Annotated in this window: 20 protein-coding genes and 1 tRNA gene; 13 read left to right on the top strand and 8 right to left on the bottom strand. The window is 71.9% G+C overall.

Annotation, left to right across the window (positions count from 1 at the left end):
* Positions 1–87 precede the first annotated feature (87 nt).
* Together IE178_RS06725 and IE178_RS06720 are read left to right on the top strand one after the other, a co-directional pair.
* Entirely contained in the window at positions 88–777 is a 690-nt protein-coding gene (locus IE178_RS06725) for a molybdopterin-dependent oxidoreductase (protein WP_318279893.1), read from the top strand.
* Positions 761–1,384, top strand: a complete 624-nt coding sequence (locus IE178_RS06720; RefSeq protein ID WP_193511601.1) for a cytochrome b/b6 domain-containing protein — start codon at positions 761–763, stop codon at positions 1,382–1,384. Before IE178_RS06725 ends, IE178_RS06720 begins: the two co-directional genes overlap by 17 nt.
* Positions 1,385–1,474: 90 nt before the next feature.
* Here IE178_RS06720 and IE178_RS06715 read toward each other — a convergent pair whose 3' ends face one another.
* Positions 1,475–2,872 (bottom strand): GntP family permease, encoded by a 1,398-nt coding sequence (locus IE178_RS06715; RefSeq protein WP_184766059.1) that lies wholly within the window; start codon positions 2,870–2,872, stop codon positions 1,475–1,477.
* Between the two features lie 81 nt (positions 2,873–2,953).
* On the bottom strand, positions 2,954–3,472 hold the full coding sequence (locus tag IE178_RS06710; RefSeq protein ID WP_184766058.1) for a gluconokinase: 519 nt from the start codon (positions 3,470–3,472) through the stop codon (positions 2,954–2,956).
* Positions 3,473–3,609: 137 nt separating this feature from the next.
* Between IE178_RS06710 and IE178_RS06705 the strand changes: the two genes are divergently transcribed.
* Positions 3,610–4,311: a FadR/GntR family transcriptional regulator gene (locus IE178_RS06705; protein ID WP_184766057.1), complete on the top strand. Its 702-nt coding sequence runs from the start codon at positions 3,610–3,612 to the stop codon at positions 4,309–4,311.
* A gap of 187 nt (positions 4,312–4,498) precedes the next feature.
* Here the strand turns inward: IE178_RS06705 and IE178_RS06700 are convergent, their stop codons facing one another.
* Together IE178_RS06700 and IE178_RS06695 are read right to left on the bottom strand one after the other, a co-directional pair.
* Positions 4,499–4,873, bottom strand: coding sequence for a YchJ family protein (locus IE178_RS06700; protein WP_184766056.1), 375 nt, complete (start codon positions 4,871–4,873; stop codon positions 4,499–4,501).
* Between the two features lie 63 nt (positions 4,874–4,936).
* Positions 4,937–5,021, bottom strand: a tRNA-Leu gene (locus tag IE178_RS06695).
* Between the two features lie 231 nt (positions 5,022–5,252).
* Between IE178_RS06695 and IE178_RS06690 the strand changes: the two genes are divergently transcribed.
* The 3 genes from IE178_RS06690 to IE178_RS06680 all read left to right on the top strand — a co-directional run bounded on the left by IE178_RS06690 (position 5,253) and on the right by IE178_RS06680 (position 7,873).
* The gene (locus IE178_RS06690) at positions 5,253–6,578 is read left to right on the top strand and encodes a M20/M25/M40 family metallo-hydrolase (RefSeq protein ID WP_193511600.1); all 1,326 of its coding nucleotides are present in this window, start codon (positions 5,253–5,255) and stop codon (positions 6,576–6,578) included.
* 152 nt (positions 6,579–6,730) lie between these two features.
* Entirely contained in the window at positions 6,731–6,964 is a 234-nt protein-coding gene (gene chpH / locus IE178_RS06685) for a chaplin ChpH (protein ID WP_184766054.1), read from the top strand.
* A 165-nt stretch (positions 6,965–7,129) separates the two neighbouring features.
* A complete protein-coding gene (locus IE178_RS06680) occupies positions 7,130–7,873 on the top strand; it encodes a chaplin (RefSeq protein WP_184766053.1) in 744 nt (247 codons plus the stop codon).
* Between the two features lie 74 nt (positions 7,874–7,947).
* On the opposite strand, the gene IE178_RS06675 is transcribed toward IE178_RS06680, so the two are convergent.
* Positions 7,948–8,136 carry a DUF5703 family protein gene (locus IE178_RS06675; RefSeq protein WP_004933366.1) on the bottom strand — a complete coding sequence of 63 codons (189 nt, stop codon included), beginning with the start codon at positions 8,134–8,136 and terminating at the stop codon, positions 7,948–7,950.
* 47 nt (positions 8,137–8,183) lie between these two features.
* On the opposite strand from IE178_RS06675, the gene IE178_RS06670 reads away from it, so the two are divergent.
* Entirely contained in the window at positions 8,184–8,876 is a 693-nt protein-coding gene (locus IE178_RS06670) for a hypothetical protein (protein WP_184766052.1), read from the top strand.
* Positions 8,877–8,940: 64 nt separating this feature from the next.
* On the opposite strand, the gene IE178_RS06665 is transcribed toward IE178_RS06670, so the two are convergent.
* Together IE178_RS06665 and IE178_RS06660 are read right to left on the bottom strand one after the other, a co-directional pair.
* Positions 8,941–11,016 (bottom strand): helix-hairpin-helix domain-containing protein, encoded by a 2,076-nt coding sequence (locus tag IE178_RS06665; protein WP_193511599.1) that lies wholly within the window; start codon positions 11,014–11,016, stop codon positions 8,941–8,943.
* Entirely contained in the window at positions 11,013–11,999 is a 987-nt protein-coding gene (locus IE178_RS06660; RefSeq protein ID WP_184766050.1) for an aldo/keto reductase, read from the bottom strand. The genes IE178_RS06665 and IE178_RS06660 overlap by 4 nt, the downstream gene beginning before the upstream one ends.
* A gap of 547 nt (positions 12,000–12,546) precedes the next feature.
* Between IE178_RS06660 and IE178_RS06655 the strand changes: the two genes are divergently transcribed.
* Both IE178_RS06655 and IE178_RS06650 read left to right on the top strand, forming a co-directional pair.
* A complete protein-coding gene (locus IE178_RS06655; protein ID WP_193511598.1) occupies positions 12,547–13,602 on the top strand; it encodes an LLM class F420-dependent oxidoreductase in 1,056 nt (351 codons plus the stop codon).
* A gap of 285 nt (positions 13,603–13,887) precedes the next feature.
* Positions 13,888–14,676 (top strand): ferritin-like domain-containing protein, encoded by a 789-nt coding sequence (locus tag IE178_RS06650; protein ID WP_184766677.1) that lies wholly within the window; start codon positions 13,888–13,890, stop codon positions 14,674–14,676.
* 12 nt (positions 14,677–14,688) lie between these two features.
* On the opposite strand, the gene corA is transcribed toward IE178_RS06650, so the two are convergent.
* Positions 14,689–15,684, bottom strand: coding sequence for a magnesium/cobalt transporter CorA (gene corA / locus IE178_RS06645; protein ID WP_184766676.1), 996 nt, complete (start codon positions 15,682–15,684; stop codon positions 14,689–14,691).
* A 62-nt stretch (positions 15,685–15,746) separates the two neighbouring features.
* On the opposite strand from corA, the gene IE178_RS06640 reads away from it, so the two are divergent.
* The 4 genes from IE178_RS06640 to mshC all read left to right on the top strand — a co-directional run bounded on the left by IE178_RS06640 (position 15,747) and on the right by mshC (position 19,243).
* Entirely contained in the window at positions 15,747–16,433 is a 687-nt protein-coding gene (locus IE178_RS06640; protein ID WP_193511597.1) for a histidine phosphatase family protein, read from the top strand.
* A gap of 88 nt (positions 16,434–16,521) precedes the next feature.
* Complete coding sequence (locus IE178_RS06635; protein WP_184766674.1) at positions 16,522–17,112, top strand: DUF3090 domain-containing protein; 591 nt, start codon at positions 16,522–16,524, stop codon at positions 17,110–17,112.
* Entirely contained in the window at positions 17,076–17,909 is an 834-nt protein-coding gene (locus tag IE178_RS06630; protein ID WP_184766673.1) for an SCO1664 family protein, read from the top strand. Before IE178_RS06635 ends, IE178_RS06630 begins: the two co-directional genes overlap by 37 nt.
* 104 nt (positions 17,910–18,013) lie before the next feature.
* Positions 18,014–19,243, top strand: coding sequence for a cysteine--1-D-myo-inosityl 2-amino-2-deoxy-alpha-D-glucopyranoside ligase (gene mshC, locus IE178_RS06625; RefSeq protein WP_193511596.1), 1,230 nt, complete (start codon positions 18,014–18,016; stop codon positions 19,241–19,243).
* Positions 19,244–19,256: the final 13 nt, after the last annotated feature.

Raw genomic sequence — 19,256 nt, 5'->3', positions numbered from 1 at the left:
CGGGACCAGCGACAACACGAGCGGGACCAGCAGGACCGGCGGGGTGAGCGGGACCAGCGGGACGCACGGGACGAGCGGGGCAAGCCCATCGGCCGCCGAGTCTTCCTCGGCACCCTCGGCCTGGGCGCCCTCGGCGTGCTCACCGCGCCCACCGTCCAGCGCGGCCTGGACTCCTTCCTCGCCGGAGCCTCCGACAGGGACCCCACCGGCCTGACCGGACTGCTGCCGAACGGCGGCGGCTTCCGCTACTACTCGGTCACCTCGTCCGTCCCGCGCAAGAACGCCGGCACCTATCGCCTCACCGTCGACGGCCTCGTCGACCGCCCCGCCGCTTACACCCTGGCCGAGCTGAGGGCCCTGCCGCAGACCCGGATGGTCCGTGACGTCCAGTGCGTCACCGGCTGGCGCGTGCCGGACACGCCGTTCGAGGGGGTGCGCCTGTCCCGGCTCCTGGACGCCGCGGGAGTGCGCCCCACGGCCGGGGCGGTGCGCTTCACCTGCTTCGACGGCGCGTACTCCGAGAGCCTCACCCTCGACCAGGCCCGCCGCGCGGACGTCCTGGTCGCCCTGCGCATGCAGGACGAGGACCTCGGCCACGCGCACGGCGGCCCGGTCCGCCTCTATGTGGCACCCATGTACTTCTACAAGTCCGCCAAGTGGCTCTCCGGTATCACCGTCACCGAGGACGTCGAACCCGGCTACTGGGAGGAGCGCGGCTACGACGTCGACGCCTGGGTCGGCCGCTCGAACGGACGCGACGATGAGCCCACGCGCTGACGCCCCGCCCGCCGCCACCGGCGTACGGCGCTTCGGCCGCGCCGAACGCTGGGTGCACCGCACCACGGCCGCGCTGATGGGCGTCTGCGTGTGCACGGCGGCCTGCCTCTACGTCCCCCAGCTCGCCCAGCTCGTGGGCCGGCGCGCCCTCGTCGTCACCGTCCACGAGTGGTCCGGCCTCGCCCTGCCCGTTCCCGTCCTCGCCGGTCTCCTCTCCCGTGCCCTCCGCGCCGACCTGGGCCGTCTGAACCGTTTCGGCCCGCACGACCGCAGCTGGCTGCGGGCCGCCCTGCGCCGCGACAAGCGGCCCTCGTCCCGGCCGGCCGGCAAGTTCAACGCCGGACAGAAGCTCTACGCGGCCTGGATCGCGGGCGCCACCCTGGTGATGCTGGGCACCGGACTGCTGATGTGGTTCACCCACCTCACCCCGCTGGTGTGGCGGACCAGCGCGACCTTCGTCCACGACTGGCTGGCGCTGACCATCGGGATCGTCCTCGCCGGGCACATCGGCATGGCCCTGGCGGACCCGGAGGCCCGGCGCGGCATGCGCACGGGTTCGGTCCGCCGGGAGTGGGCGGAGCGCGAGCATCCGCTGTGGCGTCCCTGACGGCTTCGGAACCCCGCTGGTACGACGAGACCCACCCGCCCCTCGACGAGGAACGGGTGGGTCATGGCTGCCGTGCGCCCGGGCGCCCGGCTAGATGATCAGCGACAGCAGCAGGACCAGGGCTCCGGCGACCACCGAGATGATCGTCTCCATGACCGACCAGGTCTTGATCGTCTGCCCGACGTTCAGCCCGAAGTACTCCTTCACCAGCCAGAAACCGGCGTCGTTGACATGGCTGAAGAACAGCGAACCGGCACCTATGGCCAGTACCAGCAGGGCGGCGTGCGTGGTCGACATGTCGGCCGCGAGCGGCGCCACCAGACCGGCCGCCGAGACGGTCGCCACGGTCGCCGAACCGGTCGCCAGCCGGATCGCCACCGCGATCAGCCAGGCCAGCAGCAGCGCCGGGATCGACCAGTCCTCGGAGATGTCCAGGACCATCCGGCCCACGCCGGTGTCGATGAGCGTCTGCTTGAAACCGCCGCCCGCGCCGACGATCAGCAGGATGCCCGCGATCGGCGCGAGCCCCTTCTCGACCAGCTGCGAGATGCGCTCCCGGCTGAACCCGGCGGGCATGCCCAGCGTGAAGATGCCGACCAGGACGGCCGCGAGCAGGGCGATCAGCGGGGAGCCGACCACGTCGAAGACCCGCTGCACGGTGTTCTCGGGGTCGTCGATCACGATGTCGACCAGCGCCTTGGCCAGCATCAGCACGACCGGCAGCAGAATGGTGGCCAGCGTCGCGCCGAAGCCGGGACGCTTCTCCAGGTCCTCGGAGGGCCGCTGCGGGATCATCCGCTCCGGGGCCGGGACGTCCACCCAGCGGGCGGCGTACCTGGAGAACAGCGGACCGGCGATGACCACCGTCGGTATGGCGACGAGCACGCCCAGGGCCAGCGTCACGCCGAGGTTGGCGCCGACCGCGTCGATGGCGATGAGCGGGCCGGGGTGCGGCGGCACCAGACCGTGCATCACGGACAGACCGGCCAGCGCCGGGATGCCGATGCGCATCAGGGAGTAGTTGCCGCGCTTGGCGACCATCAGCACCACCGGGATCAGCAGTACCACGCCGACCTCGAAGAACAGCGGCAACCCGATCACCGAGGCGATCAGCACCATCGCCCACGGCATCGAACGGCCACTGGCCCGGTCGAGGATGGTGTCGACGATCTGGTCGGCGCCGCCGGAGTCGGCGAGCATCTTGCCGAGGATCGCGCCGAGGGCGATCAGGACACCGACACCGGCGACGGTGGAACCGAGCCCGGTGCTGAAACTGGTGATCACCTTGTCCAGCGGCGCCCCGGCGAACGCGCCGAGCGCCAGTGACCCGATGGTCAGCGACAGGAAGGCATGCAGTTTGAACTTGGTGATGAGCAGGACGATGACGGCGATGCCCGCCAGGACGGCGATGCCCAGCTGAGCGTGGCCGGCCGAGGTGATCGGCTCCGCTGCGTCCGCTGCCAGCACCTCGACGCTGAGTCTGGTCACGGTGGTTCCCTTGCGTGTACGGGGGTTGGGGAGGGACCGGGGAGGTGGGGGCGCCCCGGGGAAATGGGTCCGGTCAGGGACCTACGGGGTCGGCTCGGGGAGCGCCGCCAGGGCGGTGTCCGCCCGTTCGGTGATCTCCTCGGGGGTGCCGGTCACCTCCACGGCGACTCCCGCCTCGTCCGGCTCCAGTGGCTGGAGCGTGGCGAACTGGGAGTCGAGCAGTGCCGTGGGCATGAAGTGCCCCTGCCGGTGCGACATCCGGTCCTCGATGAGCGCGCGGTCACCGGTGAGGTGCACGAAGACCACGCCGGGCGCGGCGGCCCGCAGCCGGTCGCGGTACGACCGCTTCAGCGCCGAACAGCTGACCACCCCGCCGAGACCGGCCCGCCCGTGCGCCCAGTCGCCGATGGCGTCCAGCCAGGGCCACCGGTCGTCGTCGGTGAGCGGGGTGCCGGCCGACATCTTGGCGATGTTGGCCTGCGGGTGGAAGTCGTCGCCCTCGGCGTAGGGAACGCCGAACCGGGCGGCGAGCAGGGGACCGATGGTGGTCTTGCCGGTGCCCGCGACGCCCATGATCACGACGACATGGGGGGTGTTCATCGCTGCCTCACTGTCTGCTGTCTTCGTCGACACGAGATGTCGACGACACTGAAGCTCATTAGATACGACGAATTCAAGAGCCTGTGACATATAAGTCTGACTTTTTGTTCCCGTGATCCGCCCCGTACTCTGAGTGCATGAGCACCACGGGCCGGGGGCTGCACGGCCGCGTACTGGACACCCTCGGCCCCGAGATCACCGCAGGCGCATACCCGCCCGGGAGTGTCCTTCGCACCGACGAGCTCGCACAGCGCTTCGACGTGTCGCGTTCCGTGATGCGCGAGGTGGTCCGCGTCCTGGAATCCATGCGCCTCGTCCAGTCCCGGCGACGCGTCGGCGTGACGGTCCTGCCGGCCCGCGAGTGGAACGTCTACGATCCCCAGGTCATCCGCTGGCGGCTGGCCGGCGCGGACCGCCCCCGCCAGCTGCGCTCCCTGACGGTGCTGCGCTCGGCGATCGAACCCGTGGCGGCGGGCCTGGCCGCCCGCAACGCCACCGCCGAACAGTGCGCCGACCTCACCGAGTGCGCCCTCGGCATGGTCGCCAACTCACGCGGTCACCGGCTGGAGGGATACCTCTTCCACGACGTGGCGTTCCACCGCGTGATCCTGACCGCCTCGGGCAACGAGATGTTCGCCCGCCTCGGCGACGTCGTCGCCGAGGTGCTGTCCGGCCGCACCCACCACGAAGTGATGTTCGAGGACCCCGACCCGGCCGCCGTCACCCTGCACGTCCAGCTCGCGGAGGCGGTCCGCGAACGCGACGCCGCCCGTGCGGAGAAGCTGACCCGCGAGATCACCGAGGGCGCCCTCCAGGAACTGGACGTCCTGGCGCCCTAGCTAGGGCCAGTCCGACCATTCGCGTCGTCGCCCGCAGGGCGGCCTCGCGGCGTCAGGTGCTCTCGGCGTGCCGGGCGTAGAGCCTCGTACGGGATGTACTCGGCTCTGCGCCCGGTGCGGCGACAGTGCGTGCTTGGCGTCGCGAGGCAGGCGGACATTGTCAGACAGGCCCGGGCGGAGCCGCCGGCTAGCTCAGGAAGTCCCCGTCGACGTACACCCACGCCCCGTCGGCCCGCTCGAACCGGCTGCGCTCGTGCAGCGAGCCGCCCCGGTAGGAGGCCCGGAAGGTCACCGTCCCCGTGGAGTGGAAGGCCGTTCCGCCGTCCGTGCCCAGGATCTCCAGACCGGTCCACCGCATCCCGGGATCGAGGTCGACCCGCTCCGGCCGCGTCCGGGGATGCCAGGTCCGCAGCAGATACCCGGCGTCCTGCCGCACGAAGGCGCAGTACCGCGACCGCATGAGCCGCTCGGCGGTGGGCGCGGCGGCGGCTCCCGTGTGGAAGCGCCCGCAGCAGGCCTCGTACGCCTCGGGGAGCCCGCAGGGGCAGGAACGAGTGGTCATGGTCAGCCTCCGCGACAACGCCCGAGGGCCGCGACCTCGTGGTCGCGGCCCTCGCGCTGCATGTGTCCGAGGGGGGACTTGAACCCCCACGCCCGATAAAGGGCACTAGCACCTCAAGCTAGCGCGTCTGCCATTCCGCCACCCGGACAAGGTGTCTGTCGCGCGGGTTTCCCCCCGCAGCGACGACGTAAACATTACCAGGTGTTCCGGGGTGGCCGATCACCCCCGCCCGAGCGCGCCGCCGCGTGAACGGCGTATGACGGGCGGGGCCGGGTCTTGGGGTGCGCGTGTCGGGGAGAGAGGATGAGGACGACCCGCCGGCGGGGACGACCCACCGGCGGCGGGCACCAGCAGGGACATCGGCAGCGGGAGGAAGCACGTGAGCGAGACGGACACGGCCAGGAGCGTCACCGGTGAGGACGAGGTCGTGGACCTCTGCCGCGAGCTGATCCGGATCGACACCAGCAACTACGGCGACCACTCGGGCCCCGGCGAGCGCAAGGCGGCCGAGTACGTCGCCGAGAAGCTCGCCGAGGTGGGCCTGGAACCGCAGATCTTCGAGTCGCACCCGGGACGCGCCTCCACGGTGGCCCGGATCGAGGGCGAGGACCCCTCGCGGCCCGCGCTGCTCATCCACGGCCACACCGACGTCGTACCGGCCAACGCGGACGACTGGACCCACCACCCCTTCTCCGGCGAGATCGCCGACGGATGCGTCTGGGGGCGCGGCGCCGTCGACATGAAGGACATGGACGCGATGACCCTCGCGGTCGTCCGCGACCGGCTGCGCAGCGGACGCAAGCCCCCGCGCGACATCGTCCTCGCCTTCCTCGCGGACGAGGAGGCCGGCGGCACGTACGGCGCCAAGCACCTGGTGCGCGAGCACCCGGAGCTGTTCGAGGGCGTCACCGAGGCGATCGGCGAGGTCGGCGGGTTCTCCTTCACCGTCAACGAGAAGCTGCGCCTGTATCTCGTCGAGACCGCCGAGAAGGGCATGCACTGGATGCGGCTCACCGTCGACGGCACCGCCGGCCACGGCTCGATGACCAACGACGACAACGCCATCACCGAGCTGTGCGAGGCGGTCGCCCGCCTCGGCCGGCACAAGTGGCCGGTCAGGGTCACCAAGACGGTACGGGCCTTCCTGGACGAGCTGTCCGACGCGCTCGGCACCGAGCTCGACCCGGAGAACATGGAGGAGACCCTCGCCAAGCTCGGCGGGATCGCCCGCATGATCGGCACCACGCTGCGCAACTCGGCGGCCCCCACGATGCTCGGCGCCGGCTACAAGGTCAACGTCATCCCCGGCCAGGCCACCGCGCACGTCGACGGCCGCTTCCTGCCCGGCTACGAGGAGGAGTTCCTCGCCGACCTCGACCGGATCCTCGGCCCGCGCGTGAAGCGCGAGGACGTGCACGCGGACAAGGCGCTGGAGACCGACTTCGACGGCAGGCTCGTCGACGCGATGCAGAGCGCGCTGAGCGCCGAGGACCCGATCGCGCGGGCCGTGCCGTACATGCTCTCCGGCGGCACCGACGCCAAGTCCTTCGACGACCTCGGCATCCGCTGCTTCGGCTTCGCGCCGCTGAAGCTGCCCCCGGAGCTGGACTTCGCGGGCATGTTCCACGGGGTGGACGAGCGGGTCCCGGTGGACGGTCTCAAGTTCGGCGTGCGGGTGCTCGACCGCTTCCTGGACGCGTCCTGAGAGGGTTACCTGATGAACCAAATAATCGTGCAGGCGTGCGGAGTTGACCGGGAAGAGTGAATGCGACCATAAGCTCGTAGCCTCATTACTCCCTCCTCGTTACCCGTGATGTGATCCGCGGCTTTGGATCGCTTTGCCAACAAGGAGGAATAATGATCAAGAAGGTCGTCGCTGTCGCGGCTGCTACCGGTGGTCTGGTTCTCGCGGGCGCGGGCCTGGCTTCCGCCCACTCGGGTGCCCAGGGTGCCGCCGTGCACTCCCCGGGTGTCGTTTCCGGCAACGTCGTTCAGGTCCCGGTGCACGTGCCGGTGAACGTCTGCGGCAACACGGTCTCCGTGATCGGGCTGCTGAACCCCGCCTTCGGCAACACCTGCATCAACCAGTGACGTTGTGCCTCGCCCTGCAAGGGCATGCCCTCTGAGGGTTTGAGCCCGTCGGCCCCGGAGCGCGAGCCATGCGCTCCGGGGCCGACGGTTCTGTGAATACGTCGGAACACCGGGAATCCGCGGAACGCAATTCCCGGCACCAGGTCGAAGGCAGGGATTTCAGCAATGCGACAGGTCACCCGCAAGGGCCTGATGACCATGGCGGGCGCCGCCGGCGTGCTCGCCGCCGCGGGCGGGGCCGCCCACGCCCACTCCGGCGCGACGGGCGTCGCCAGTGGCTCGCCGGGCGTGCTCTCCGGGAACACGGTGCAGGCGCCGGTGCACGTGCCGGTCAACGTCTGCGGCAACACGGTCAACGTCGTCGGCATCCTCAACCCGTCCGTGGGCAACTCCTGCGCCAACCAGGGCGGCTCCTCCTCGGACGGGTACGGCGACTCCGGCGACCACGGCGGCTCGCACGCCGACGGCCGGACGAGCGATTCGCCCGGCGTGGGCTCCGGCAACCAGATCCAGGCACCGATCCACGTCCCGGTGAACGTCTGCGGCAACAGCGTCAATGTCCTCGGCGCCGGCAACGCCACCGAGGGCAACGACTGCGCGAACGGCGGCTCCGGCCACGAGACGCCGGGACAGCCCGGCGACCCGGGCCACCCCGAGCAGCCGGAGCACCCCGGCGACGAGCCGGGTACCCCGAGCACCCCGGGCACCCCGGGCACGCCGGGCGACCGGACCCCGCCCGGCTCCTCGCACGGCAACGAGCCGGGCGCCCACTTCGTGGCCCTGCCCGAGGCCGACGCACAGCTCGCCCGGACCGGCAGCGAGATGCCGATGGGCCTCGTCCTGCCGGTCGGCGCGGGCGCGCTGCTCGCCGGCGCGGTCCTCTACCGCAAGGCACGGGCCGCTGCGTGACCCAGAACACACGGAGCGGACCCCGCGACCGCGGGGTCCGCTCCGTTCTGTGAGGGGGTCGGGGCCGCCCGGGCTCACCAGGTGGCGCGCACCTGGCGGATGATCCGCCGCCGCAGCCGCACCCTGCGACTGCCGTCACGCATCAGCGTCAGGCGGTACAACTCCCAGTGACCGTACTCTGCGTGGTCCGTCAGCAGACGTGCCGTTTCCTTGCGGGACACCCCGCGCGGCACGTACACGTCGACAAATTCGTATTCCGGCATCGCATCTATTGTGCGGGTCGGCCCCCGGTACGGATAGCGTCTGCACTATGTCTGATGCTGCGCAGCCCACCGCTGCCGAGGTACGCGCCGCCGCCGAGGCGGTCAAGACCGCGCTCGACCGCCACCTGGCCGCGGTCGAACGCCGGTCGGGGGAGGACGACCCGGCCGTCTACGAGGCGTTCAACGAGCTGGCCGCGGCCGCGGAGGCGTACGACGAACTGCTCTACGACCGCTACGACGAGGTCACACCCTTCGAGATCCCCAGCGCGGAGGAGGCGCTGCCGCCGTACACCGGCCCCGAGGAACCGAACGCGCTCAGCGTGCTGATCCGCCGCGACTACACGGTCGCGGAACCACAGCGGCTGCTCGGGCACGCGCAGCGGATCGAGGCGGCGGACGACGAGGGCTCGGACGCCTCCGGCACCGTCCACGGCGCGCTGGGCCTCCTGTTCGGCGAGTTCGAGCCGGACGAGATCGCCTCCCGGCACAAGGAGTTCGGCCTCGAGGAGGGCGACTCCACGCTCTGGGTCACGGCATCGGACGAACCGGCGGAACCCGGCGAGTGGCTGGAGGCGCCGTTCGAGCAGGTGGATCCGCAACAGGTGGTGTGCCGCTTCGACGTCAGCGCGGTCTTCGACGAGGAACTCGAGGACGACACCGACGACGACGAACTCGAGGACGGGCCGGACCCGAGCCTGGACGAGGACGAGGATCTCGAGCCACTCGACGCGGACCGCTGACCGCACCCGTCCCGCATGCCGACGGCGGCACCCCCGGTGCCGCCGTCGGCGTAAGCGGCGCCCCTCAGCCGTCCGCCGCCGGGACCTGCGGCGCCAGCAGCACCGGCAACCGCGTCGTCCGCGGCTTGGCCGCCACCTCGGACACGGCCCGCGGCAGCGCCTGCTCCACACCGTGGACCACGGACAGATGCCGGTCGGCCCGGCTGAACGCCGTGTACACCCAGGGCCGGCTCAGCGCCTGCACGGCGTCACCGGGCAGCACCACGACCACCGCGGGCCACCGGCAGCCGACCGCCTGGTGCGCGGTCAGCGCCCACCCGTGGCGCACGGACTGCTCCACCCGCTCCCTCGGTACGACGATCTCCTCGCCCCCGCACACCAGGTGCAGCCCCTCACCATCGGCCTTCGTCACACGGCCGGGCAGCGTACGTCCCGGAGCGGGGGAGTAGGCCACCCGGTCGCCCGGGTCGAACCCCCCGAAGCGCCCCGGCCCCGGATTGAGCCGCTCCTTCAGCGCCGCGTTCAGCGCCCGCGTACCCACCGCACCCCCGTGCCCCGGGGTGATCACCTGCGTCTCCTCGGCAGGCACCCCGATCGCGCGCGGCACCGAGTCGGCCACGAGCTGCACGGTCCGGTGCACGGCCTCTCCCGCGTCCCGCACCGGCACGATCACGACTTCCTTGCCGGGCGCCGCCACCTGGTTCAGCTCGCCCACACCGATCCCGGAGACCAGCTCCCCCAGCGGCCCGGGATCCGGCCGCCGCGAGGCGACCTGCGGGCAGACCCGCGCCGCCAGCAGATCCGCGAACACCCGCCCGGGCCCCACCGACCACAGCACCCCCGGATCACCGGCCAGCACCAGCCGGGCGCCGTCCGGCAGCGACTCCGTCACCAGCGCGGCGGCCTCGACGTCCAGCTGCGGAGCGTCGAGCACCACCAGCAGATCCACGTCCAGCGCCCCGTCGGCGTCGCGTCCCGGCCCCTCGGCACCGGAGAGCAGCCCGGCGACCGTGGCGACACCCGCACCCTCGGCCAGGGCCGCGAACCGCTCCCGCCCGACCGGACTGTGGGTGGCGGCCCAGGCACGCAGCCCGAGAGCGCGCGCGGCGGTCAGCAGCGCCGCCGGCTCGGCCAGCGATGCCTCCCCACCGGTGTGCAGCACCAGCCCGTGCCCGGCGACCGCGCGGATCAGCTCACCCGCGGAGCCCTCCGCCGAGGCGGCCGCGCGCTCCCACTCCTCACCGGCACCGTCCTGCTTGGGCACGGAGTTGACCAGCCGGGCGAGACCGTCGGCAAGGCTCTCCTCGGCCAGCGCGTACCGCTCCAGTCCCACCAGCACCCGGACCGGCCGCTCCGCTTCCTCCTCCCCGGCGTCCCCCTGCGGAGCCGGAACCCCGGCTTCCGCGATGGGGTCCTGGAAGACGAGCACGTCCCCTTCCGAGATGGCGTTCTGCACGGCTCCTTCGGAATCCGGCACCCCCTGCCGCCCCAGCGCCGTGGCCAGCGCGGACATGTCCAGAGCGGTGTGCCCGGCCAGCGCCGCCTGCTCCAGCAGCCACACGGTGACCGCCCGCCCCCGCCGCTCGTCGTCCGGCCCGGTCCCGGAGCCGAGGAGGGCCCGCGCGAACCCGTCGGCCTGCTCGGGCCGCACACCGGCAACCCGCAGCAACTGCCAGGGATCGGCGCGCAGCACCTCCGCGCCCCCCTCGCCCAGCACGACGGCGGCCTGCGCGGCGAGCCCTTCCGGCGCACCCCCCTGGGCCAGCACCCCGCGCATCTCCTCGACGGCGCCGGCGGCGGGAACCACCTCGCCCGGGGGCACCGCGGACGGCCGCCGCACCGGCTCGGGAGCGGGCCGCCTCGGCGCGGGCCCGGCCTCCTCGAACACCGGGGCGGCCGGCTTCTCACCGCTCTCCACGGCCCGCACGGCGGCAAGGAGATCGGCCGCCCTGCCGCTGAGCTTGCCGCCGGCCTCGATCGGCTCCTGCCGCTCCGCCTTCCGCCGCTCGATCCGCTCCCGCTCCGCTCGCTGCGCGGCCAACTCGGCCTCGGCCTCGGACACCCGCGCGCCCTCGGCGGGCTTACCGTCCGCGCTTTCCGGCTCGGCGCCCTCCGTGGTCTCGGGCGGCTCGGTGCTCACAGCGTGCTCCAGTCGTGATCGGGATAGTGGTGCACGGGCGCCGACACATCGTCGAGCGCCCGGCAGATCTCGTCAGGAAGACTAAGGGCCTCCACTGACAATGCCGCCGTGAGCTGCCGCGCGTTGCGCGCGCCGACGATCGGAGCGGCCACGCCGGGCCGGTCGCGGACCCACGCGAGCGCCACCTGCAGCGCGGTCACGGCGAGCCCGTCCGCCGCCGTCGTCACCGCGTCCACGATCCTGCTCGCCGTGTCGTCGAGATACGGCTCGACGAACGGCGCGAGATGCTCCGAGGCCGCCCGGGAGTTCGGCGGGGTGGCGTCGTTGCGGTACTTGCCGGTCAGCACGCCCCGCCCGAGCGGAGAGGACGGCAACAGTCCGATCCCCAGATCGAGGGCCGCGGGCAGCACCTCCCGCTCCACGCCCCGCTGCAGCAGCGAGTACTCCATCTGCGTACTCGCCAGCCGCGTCCGCGCCCCCGGCACGGCCAGCTGCCAGGTCGCGGCCTTGGCCAGCTGCCAGCCGCAGAAGTCGGCGACACCGGCATACCGCGCCCGCCCGCTGCCGACCGCGATGTCGAGCGCCTGGAGCGTCTCGTCCAACGGGGTGGCGGGGTCGTAGGCGTGGACGTGCCACAGGTCGACGTAGTCGGTGCCGAGTCGCGCCAGCGAGGCGTCGAGCGCGGCGAGCAGATGTCCGCGCGAGCCGTCGACCCGGCGTTCCGGGTCGGGCACGCTCCCGGCCTTCGTGGAGATGATGAGGTCCCGGCGCGGCACCAGCCCCTCCATCAGCCTCCCGAGCAGGTACTCGGCCTCTCCGTCGCCGTACACGTCCGCGGTGTCGACGAGGGTGCCGCCCGCTTCCCAGAACGTCTTCAAGAGGTCCGCGGCGTCGTGCTCGTCGGTGTCCCGACCCCAGGTCAGAGTCCCGAGCCCGATGCGGGACACACGCAGGCCGGTACGGCCGAGATGCCTCTGCTCCATGAACGCCGAGATTACTGGCCAGAGCCTGAGGTGTGGGGGCCCTGTGGACAACGGAATTCCGAGCGGCGGCGGCGCCGCCCGGAAGGGGGTGTCCGGTCGCCCGGTGCCGGTGTGGGCCGGGGGTGGTTGCGCAGCCCGGCGCTCACGGGGTGCCGCCGCACCCACCCTCCCCCCTTTCGGCTCCGCTCGAGAGGGGGACCCCCTTCGCCCCAGCGGCACGACCGCCCGCGGCAGGCGGCAGTGACTGCCCGCGGTGGGCGGCCGTAGCTGTCCGCGATGGGCGGCAATGGCCGCGTACGGCGCGAAGGGGACGGGGCGGGGGTGTCCGCCCGCAGTGGCCGGCGCGTCCGCACCCCCCGCTTCTCAAGTGACCCATTCCGCGCCGGTCCGAGGACGGACACCCCCGACCCGGCCCCGCCCCACCCACCACCCACAGGCGCTACACGCCCCCACCGGACCGAACGCTGCGCCGCAGGCATCCCCCCGACCACCGGAGGTATATGGTCTCCGCACAAGCGACGTTACTGATCGGTAAGGGGAGACGGCCATGCAGCTAGGGATCAACCTCGGCTACTGGGGCGCCGGAATGGACGCCGACAACCTCGCCGTGGCTCAGGAGGCCGACCGCCTCGGATACGCGGTCTGCTGGGCCGCGGAAGCCTACGGCTCCGACGCCGCCACCGTACTGACCTGGGTCGCCGCCCAGACCCAGCGCATCGACGTCGGCTCCGCCATCTTCCAGATCCCCGCCCGCCAGCCCGCGATGACCGCGATGACCGCCGCCACGCTCGACTCCCTCTCCGGCGGCCGCTTCCGCCTCGGCCTCGGCGTCTCCGGCCCGCAGGTCTCCGAGGGCTGGTACGGCGTCAAGTTCGACAAGCCCCTCGCCCGCACCCGCGAGTACGTCGAGATCATCCGCAAGGCCATGACCCGCGAACGCCTGTCCCACGACGGCGAGCACTGGACCCTCCCCCTTCCCGGCGGCCCCGGCAAGCCCATCAAGCTCACCGTGCACCCCCAGCGCGAGCACATCCCCCTCTACATCGCCGCGATCGGGCCGAAGAACCTCGAACAGACCGGCGAGATCGCCGACGGCGCCCTGCTGATCTTCCCCTCCGCCGACCACCTCGAGGACACCGCCGTCAGGCACCTCCGCGCCGGCCGCGAGAAGGCCGGCAAGACCCTCGACGGCTTCGACATCTGCCCCACCGTCCCCCTCGCCGTCGGCGACGACAAGGACGTCACCACCCTCGCCGACACGTTCCGCCCCTACACCGCGCTGTACGTCGGCGGCATGGGCAGCCGCAAGCAGAACTTCTACAACCAGCTCGCCCGGCGCATGGGCTACGAGCAGGAGGCCGCCGAGATCCAGGACAAGTACCTGTCCGGCGACAAGCAGGGGGCCGCCGAGGCCGTCCCGCACGACCTGATCGACAAGACGACCCTTCTCGGCTCGGTGGACCGCATCGCCGACCGGATGAAGGCCTACGCCGCCGCCGGAGTCACCACCCTCACCCTCGCCCCGGCGGGCTTCACGCTCGACGAGCGCCTGGCATCGCTCCGCGCCGGCACCGAGGCCCTGGAACGCGCCGGCCTCGCGTAGCCCACGGCCGCCTCACGTACTCCCCACGGCCGTGGTGGGGGCTCGGGGGCACTCCCCGCCACGGCCGTCACCCACGACAACGCCCGTCGGCCCCCACGGTTACGCCCTTCGGCGTGCTCCGCGCATGCCCGGACGCACCCCCACGCGTACTTCTTTCGGCGGAGTTGTCGGACACACCTGTTGCCGCCCCGCGGCCCGCGCACTTGACTCGTTCTTTGCGGAAGTACGGACGTGCGGAACTGCGGACGTGCGGAACTGCGGAAGCCCGCGGAGAGGTGGCCCACCATGCTTTCGGCCAGGAGTCTGTTCCAGGAGATCCTCGACGACGACGAGTCCTTCGCCCTTTTCTGCTCCATCGCCGCGAGCGGCGAGTCCCAGGGCGGCTGGGAGAACGCCCGCATCGCCGCGCTGGTCCCCGAGACCCAGCACCACCTCGCTGCGAAGATCACCCGGCACGGCGCCGACGAGGACAAGCACGGCCGCATCTTCAACGCCCTGATGAAGAAGCGCGGTGTGCGACCCGTCCCGGTCCCGCCCGAGACCGACTACACGATGCTCCTCGAACAGAATGGCATCGGCCTGGCCCACGGCCGGCTCAGCCGCGACGAACCCCTCACCGTGCAGGACGTCGTCACCTACCTCGCCCACAGCAGGGTCACCGAACAACGCGCCTCCGAACAGATGGACCTGTTCCGCAGACACTTCGCCGACCACCCCGACCTCGGCCGCGCGGTCAGGATGATCTCCCGCGACGAGGACAACCACCTCGCCTACTGCCACGAGGAACTGCTGCGCTTCGCGTACGCCGGACACGGCCGTGCGATCCAGCGCACCCTGCGCGCGTGCGCGCTCGCGGAGATTCGCGTCTACCGGGACGTCAGCCTCGCGGTGATGGCCCACATGGGCCGCATCCTCGGCTGGTCCAGGCCCAAGGCGGCGGTCCTCGCGGCGGGCATCCACGCGGTGTACGCGTACGAACGCCTGGGCGGCTGGCGCCGCATGGTCTCCCTCAAGATGCCCGAACGCCGCAACGCCCTGGGCGGCCCGGCCGACCCGCACCCCGGATTCGCCTGACCACGACCACGCCTACAACCACCCCCGCCGCTTGAACAACCGGTACAGCAACACCTCCAGGAGGGCCATCACCACGATCACCACCGGATACGACCACCCCCACCGCAGCTCCGGCATGTGCTCGAAGTTCATGCCGTAGATCCCCGCGATCATCGTGGGGACCGCGGCCATGGCAGCCCACGCGGAGATCTTCCGCATGTCGTCGTTCTGCCGCACGCTCATCTGGGCCAGATGAGCCGAGAGGATGTCCGAAACCAGCCGGTCGAGCCCCTCGACGGACTCGTTCACACGGGTGAGGTGATCGTGCACGTCGCGGAAGAAGGGCCGTGCCCTGTCCTCCACGAACGGCACCCCCGCCCCGAACGTGCCCACACCCGCGAGCCGCGTCATCGGCATCGCCAGCGGCCCGGTCGCCCGCCGGAACTCCAGGATCTGCCGCTTGAAGTTGTAGATGCGTGACGCGGTGTGCCGGGAACCGCCCCCGTCGGGGGAGAACACCTCGGCCTCCAGTTCCTCCAGGTCGGTCTGCAGCTCGGTCGCCACGTCGAGGTAGTGGTCGACGACGGCGTCGGCGACCGCGTACATCACCGCCGTCGGCCCCTTGCCGAGCAGCTCCGGCTCCCGCTCCAGCCGGCTCCGTACGGCCTTGAGCGGAGCGCCCTCGCCGTGCCGTACGGTCACCGCGAACGAGTCACCGAGGAAGATCATGATCTCCCCGGAGGAGACGGTGTCGCTCCGCGGCTCGTACACGACCGGTTTGAGGACCAGGAAGAGGGAGTCGTCGTACACCTCCAGTTTGGGCCGCTGATGGGCTTTGAGGGCGTCCTCGACCGCCAGCGGGTGCAGGGAGAACTCCTGCGAGACCAGGTCGAACTCGTCCGCCGTCGGCTCGTGCAGCCCGATCCAGACGAACCCTCCCGCCGATCGCGCCTCGTCCAGCGCGTCGGAGAAGTCCTCGGGCCCCTCCGACCGCCGGCCCTCCCGGTAGATGGCACAGTCGACGATCACGAAGAGCCCTCTCCCTCCATACGACGGACACCGCACGCGTGCGTGCGCCTACCCTGGGCGGCATGCCAACGTTGCTCCTGGTCCGGCACGGACGCTCCACCGCCAACACCGAGGGACTGCTCGCCGGCTGGACGCCCGGCGTCGCCCTCGACGACCGCGGGGCCGCGCAGGCCGCCGCACTGCCCGGGCGGCTCGCCGAGCTGCCGCTCTCCGAGATCGTCACCAGCCCGCTCCAGCGCTGCCAGGAGACGCTCCGGCCGCTGCTGGACGCCCGGCCCGGCCTCACCGTCCACACCGACGACCGCATCGGCGAGTGCCACTACGGCGACTGGTCGGGCCGCAAACTCGCCGAACTCCAGGACGAGCCCCTGATGCAGGTGGTGCAGGCGCACCCGTCGGCGGCGGCGTTCCCCGGCGGGGAGTCCATGCGCGCGATGCAGACTCGCGCCGCCGAGGCGGTGCGTGAGTGGAACGCGCGCGTGGAGCGCGATCACGGTGCCGACGCCGTCTATCTCATGTGTTCGCACGGCGACATCATCAAGTCTCTCGTCGCGGACGCACTCGGACTTCATCTCGACCTCTTCCAGCGGATTGCCGTTGAACCGTGTTCCATCACCGCGATCCGTTACACACGGCTGCGGCCCTTTCTCGTCCGTCTCGGCGACACCGGCGACTTCACGTCCCTGGCGCCGCGCGAGGAACCGCCGGCCGACGACGCCACGGTCGGGGGCGACGCGGGCGCACCGTGATCGTCGGCCGCAGTAGGGTGAAGCGATCGCAGTTGCGCTCCCGTTTCGAACAGCCTCCCGTTCCCACAACTCTCAATGGAGACAGGACGTGTCCCGTCAGGTGTTCCTCTACGACCAACCGGAACGTTTCGTGGCCGGTACGGTCGGGCTGCCAGGGCGCCGTACGTTCTTCCTCCAGGCCTCCGCCGGCTCCCGGGTGACCAGCGTGGCCCTGGAGAAGACCCAGGTCGCGGCGCTCGCCGAGCGGATGGACGAACTGCTCGACGAGGTCGTACGCCGCAGCGGCGGCAGCGCCGCGGTGCCCGCCATGGCACCGACCGAGATCCATGACACCGCCCCGCTGGACACCCCCGTCGAGGAGGAGTTCCGCGTCGGCACCATGGCGCTCGCCTGGGACGGCGAGGAGCAGCGCATGATCGTCGAGGCGCAGGCCCTCGTCGAACTGGACGCCGACTCCGAGGAGGACCTCGCCGAGGCCGAGGAGCAGCTGCTGCAGGACGAGGAGAACGGGCCGCCGATGCTCCGCGTCCGCCTCACCGGCGCGCAGGCCCGGGCCTTCGCCAAGCGCGCCCTCGATGTCGTCAACGCCGGGCGGCCGCCGTGCCCACTGTGCAGCCTCCCGCTCGACCCGGAAGGACACGTATGTCCGCGCCAGAACGGATACCGCCGCGGAGCGTGACGACCGCCGACCCGGCCGCCGCCGTGCTGCTCGCCGAGGGCGAGCTGACCGTGCGCGGACGCATCCGTGAGGCGTCGAACGCCGCGCTGTACTGCACCGTGACGTACGAGGACCGCGAGGCCGCGTGCGTCTACAAGCCGGTCGCCGGGGAGCGGCCCCTGTGGGACTTCCCCGACGGGACGCTCGCCGGGCGCGAGGTCGCGGCGTACGAGGTCTCCCGGGCGACCGGGTGGGGGCTGGTGCCGCCCACCGTGCTGCGGGACGGCCCGTACGGCGAGGGCATGTGCCAGCTGTGGATCGAGACGGCGCCCGGCGCGGAACTCCTCGCGCTGGTGGACGCCGAGGAGCCCGAGCCGGGCTGGAAGGCGATCGGCTTCGCGGAGGTCGGCGAGGGCCGTACCGCCCTGCTCGTGCACGCCGACGACGAACGGCTGCGCCGGGTCGCCGTGCTCGACGCGGTGATCAACAACGCCGACCGCAAGGGCGGGCATCTGCTGCCCACCGCGGACGGCCTGCTGTACGGCATCGACCACGGCGTCACCTTCAACGTCGAGGACAAGCTGCGCACGCTGCTGTGGGGCTGGGCGGGGGAGCCGCTGACCGAGGAGGCGCTCGGCGTCCTCAAGGGCCTCCGAAAGGCCCTCACGGACGCCGGCCCCCTCAGCACCGTCCTGACGCCCCTGATCACCCCCGCGGAGATCGACGCCACGCGTGCGCGCGTCGAGGCGTTGCTCACCTCCGGCGTCCACCCGGAGCCCGGCGGGGAATGGCCCGCCATTCCGTGGCCGCCGGTCTGACCGAGGCGCATAGCACGTCGGGCGGCCCAGCGCAAGGGTGCCTTCCCGGTCATCCGGGCCGCTCCGGTTCGTATCTGGAACCGCGGTCCGGTTAGGCTCAGGGCATGCATGCCTGGCCCGCTTCCGAGGTCCCCGCCCTGCCCGGTCAGGGCCGCGACCTGAGGATTCACGACACCGCGACCGGGGGCCCGATCGTCCTCGACCCCGGTCCCGTCGCCCGTATCTACGTCTGCGGCATCACGCCGTACGACGCCACCCACATCGGACATGCGGCGACGTACAACGCGTTCGACCTCGTGCAGCGCGTGTGGCTCGACACGAAGCGGCAGGTGCACTACGTCCAGAACGTCACGGATGTCGACGACCCGCTGCTGGAGCGGGCCGACCGGGACGGCCTGGACTGGGCCGCGCTGGCGGAGCAGGAGACCGCGCTCTTCCGCGAGGACATGACCGCCCTGCGGATGCTGCCGCCCCGGCACTACATAGGCGCCGTGGAGGCGATACCCGGCATCGTCCCGCTCGTCGAGCGGCTGCGTGATCTCGGCGCGGCCTACGAGGTGGACGGCGACATCTACTTCTCCGTCGAGTCCGACCCGCACTTCGGCCAGGTCTCCCACCTCGACGCCGCCGCGATGCGGCTGCTGTCCGCCGAGCGCGGCGGCGACCCGGAACGTCCGGGCAAGAAGAACCCGGTCGACCCGATGCTCTGGATGGCCGCCCGTGAGGGCGAGCCGAGCTGGGACGGCGGCTCGCTGGGCCGGGGCCGGCCCGGCTGGCACATCGAGTGCGTGGCCATCGCCCTCGACCACCTCGGCATGGGCTTCGACGTCCAGGGCGGCGGCTCCGACCTCGTCTTCCCCCACCATGAGATGGGTGCCTCGCACGCCCAGGTACTCACCGGCGAGTTCCCCATGGCCAAGGCGTACGTCCACGCCGGCATGGTCGCCCTGCACGGCGAGAAGATGTCCAAGTCCAAGGGCAACCTGGTCTTCGTGTCCGCGCTGCGGCGCGACGGCGTGGACCCGGCGGCGATCCGGCTGGCGCTGCTCGCCCATCACTACCGCGCCGACTGGGAGTGGACCGATCAGGTCCTCCAGGACGCCGTGACCCGCCTGGACCACTGGCGTGCCGCGGTCTCCCGCCCCGACGGCCCGCCCGCCGAGACGCTGGTCGAGGAGATCCGCGAGGCGCTCGCGAGCGACCTGGACGCCCCGGCCGCCCTGGCGGCCGTCGACCGCTGGGCCGTGCTCCAGGAGGAGAGCGGCGGCACGGACACCGGCGCGCCCGGTGTCGTCTCCCGCGCGGTGGACGCCCTGCTCGGCGTCGCGCTGTGACCGGTGGCGCACG

Origin of the sequence: Streptomyces griseoloalbus (assembly GCA_014650015.1) — a bacterium.
GTDB classification, from domain to species: Bacteria; Actinomycetota; Actinomycetes; order Streptomycetales; family Streptomycetaceae; genus Streptomyces; species Streptomyces griseoloalbus.
This window is presented reverse-complemented; position numbering and strand designations above follow the sequence as displayed.

Coding starts and splice junctions, on each gene's coding strand:
- IE178_RS06660 (WP_184766050.1), bottom strand. CDS start 11,999: ATGGAGCAGAGGCATCTCGGCCGTACCGGCCTGCGTGTGTCCCGCATC.
- IE178_RS06705 (WP_184766057.1), top strand. CDS start 3,610: ATGAGCACCACGGGCCGGGGGCTGCACGGCCGCGTACTGGACACCCTC.
- IE178_RS06700 (WP_184766056.1), bottom strand. CDS start 4,873: ATGACCACTCGTTCCTGCCCCTGCGGGCTCCCCGAGGCGTACGAGGCC.
- IE178_RS06675 (WP_004933366.1), bottom strand. CDS start 8,136: ATGCCGGAATACGAATTTGTCGACGTGTACGTGCCGCGCGGGGTGTCC.
- mshC (WP_193511596.1), top strand. CDS start 18,014: ATGCATGCCTGGCCCGCTTCCGAGGTCCCCGCCCTGCCCGGTCAGGGC.
- chpH (WP_184766054.1), top strand. CDS start 6,731: ATGATCAAGAAGGTCGTCGCTGTCGCGGCTGCTACCGGTGGTCTGGTT.
- IE178_RS06650 (WP_184766677.1), top strand. CDS start 13,888: ATGCTTTCGGCCAGGAGTCTGTTCCAGGAGATCCTCGACGACGACGAG.
- IE178_RS06680 (WP_184766053.1), top strand. CDS start 7,130: ATGCGACAGGTCACCCGCAAGGGCCTGATGACCATGGCGGGCGCCGCC.
- IE178_RS06640 (WP_193511597.1), top strand. CDS start 15,747: ATGCCAACGTTGCTCCTGGTCCGGCACGGACGCTCCACCGCCAACACC.
- IE178_RS06710 (WP_184766058.1), bottom strand. CDS start 3,472: ATGAACACCCCCCATGTCGTCGTGATCATGGGCGTCGCGGGCACCGGC.
- IE178_RS06670 (WP_184766052.1), top strand. CDS start 8,184: ATGTCTGATGCTGCGCAGCCCACCGCTGCCGAGGTACGCGCCGCCGCC.
- IE178_RS06655 (WP_193511598.1), top strand. CDS start 12,547: ATGCAGCTAGGGATCAACCTCGGCTACTGGGGCGCCGGAATGGACGCC.
- IE178_RS06630 (WP_184766673.1), top strand. CDS start 17,076: ATGTCCGCGCCAGAACGGATACCGCCGCGGAGCGTGACGACCGCCGAC.
- IE178_RS06720 (WP_193511601.1), top strand. CDS start 761: ATGAGCCCACGCGCTGACGCCCCGCCCGCCGCCACCGGCGTACGGCGC.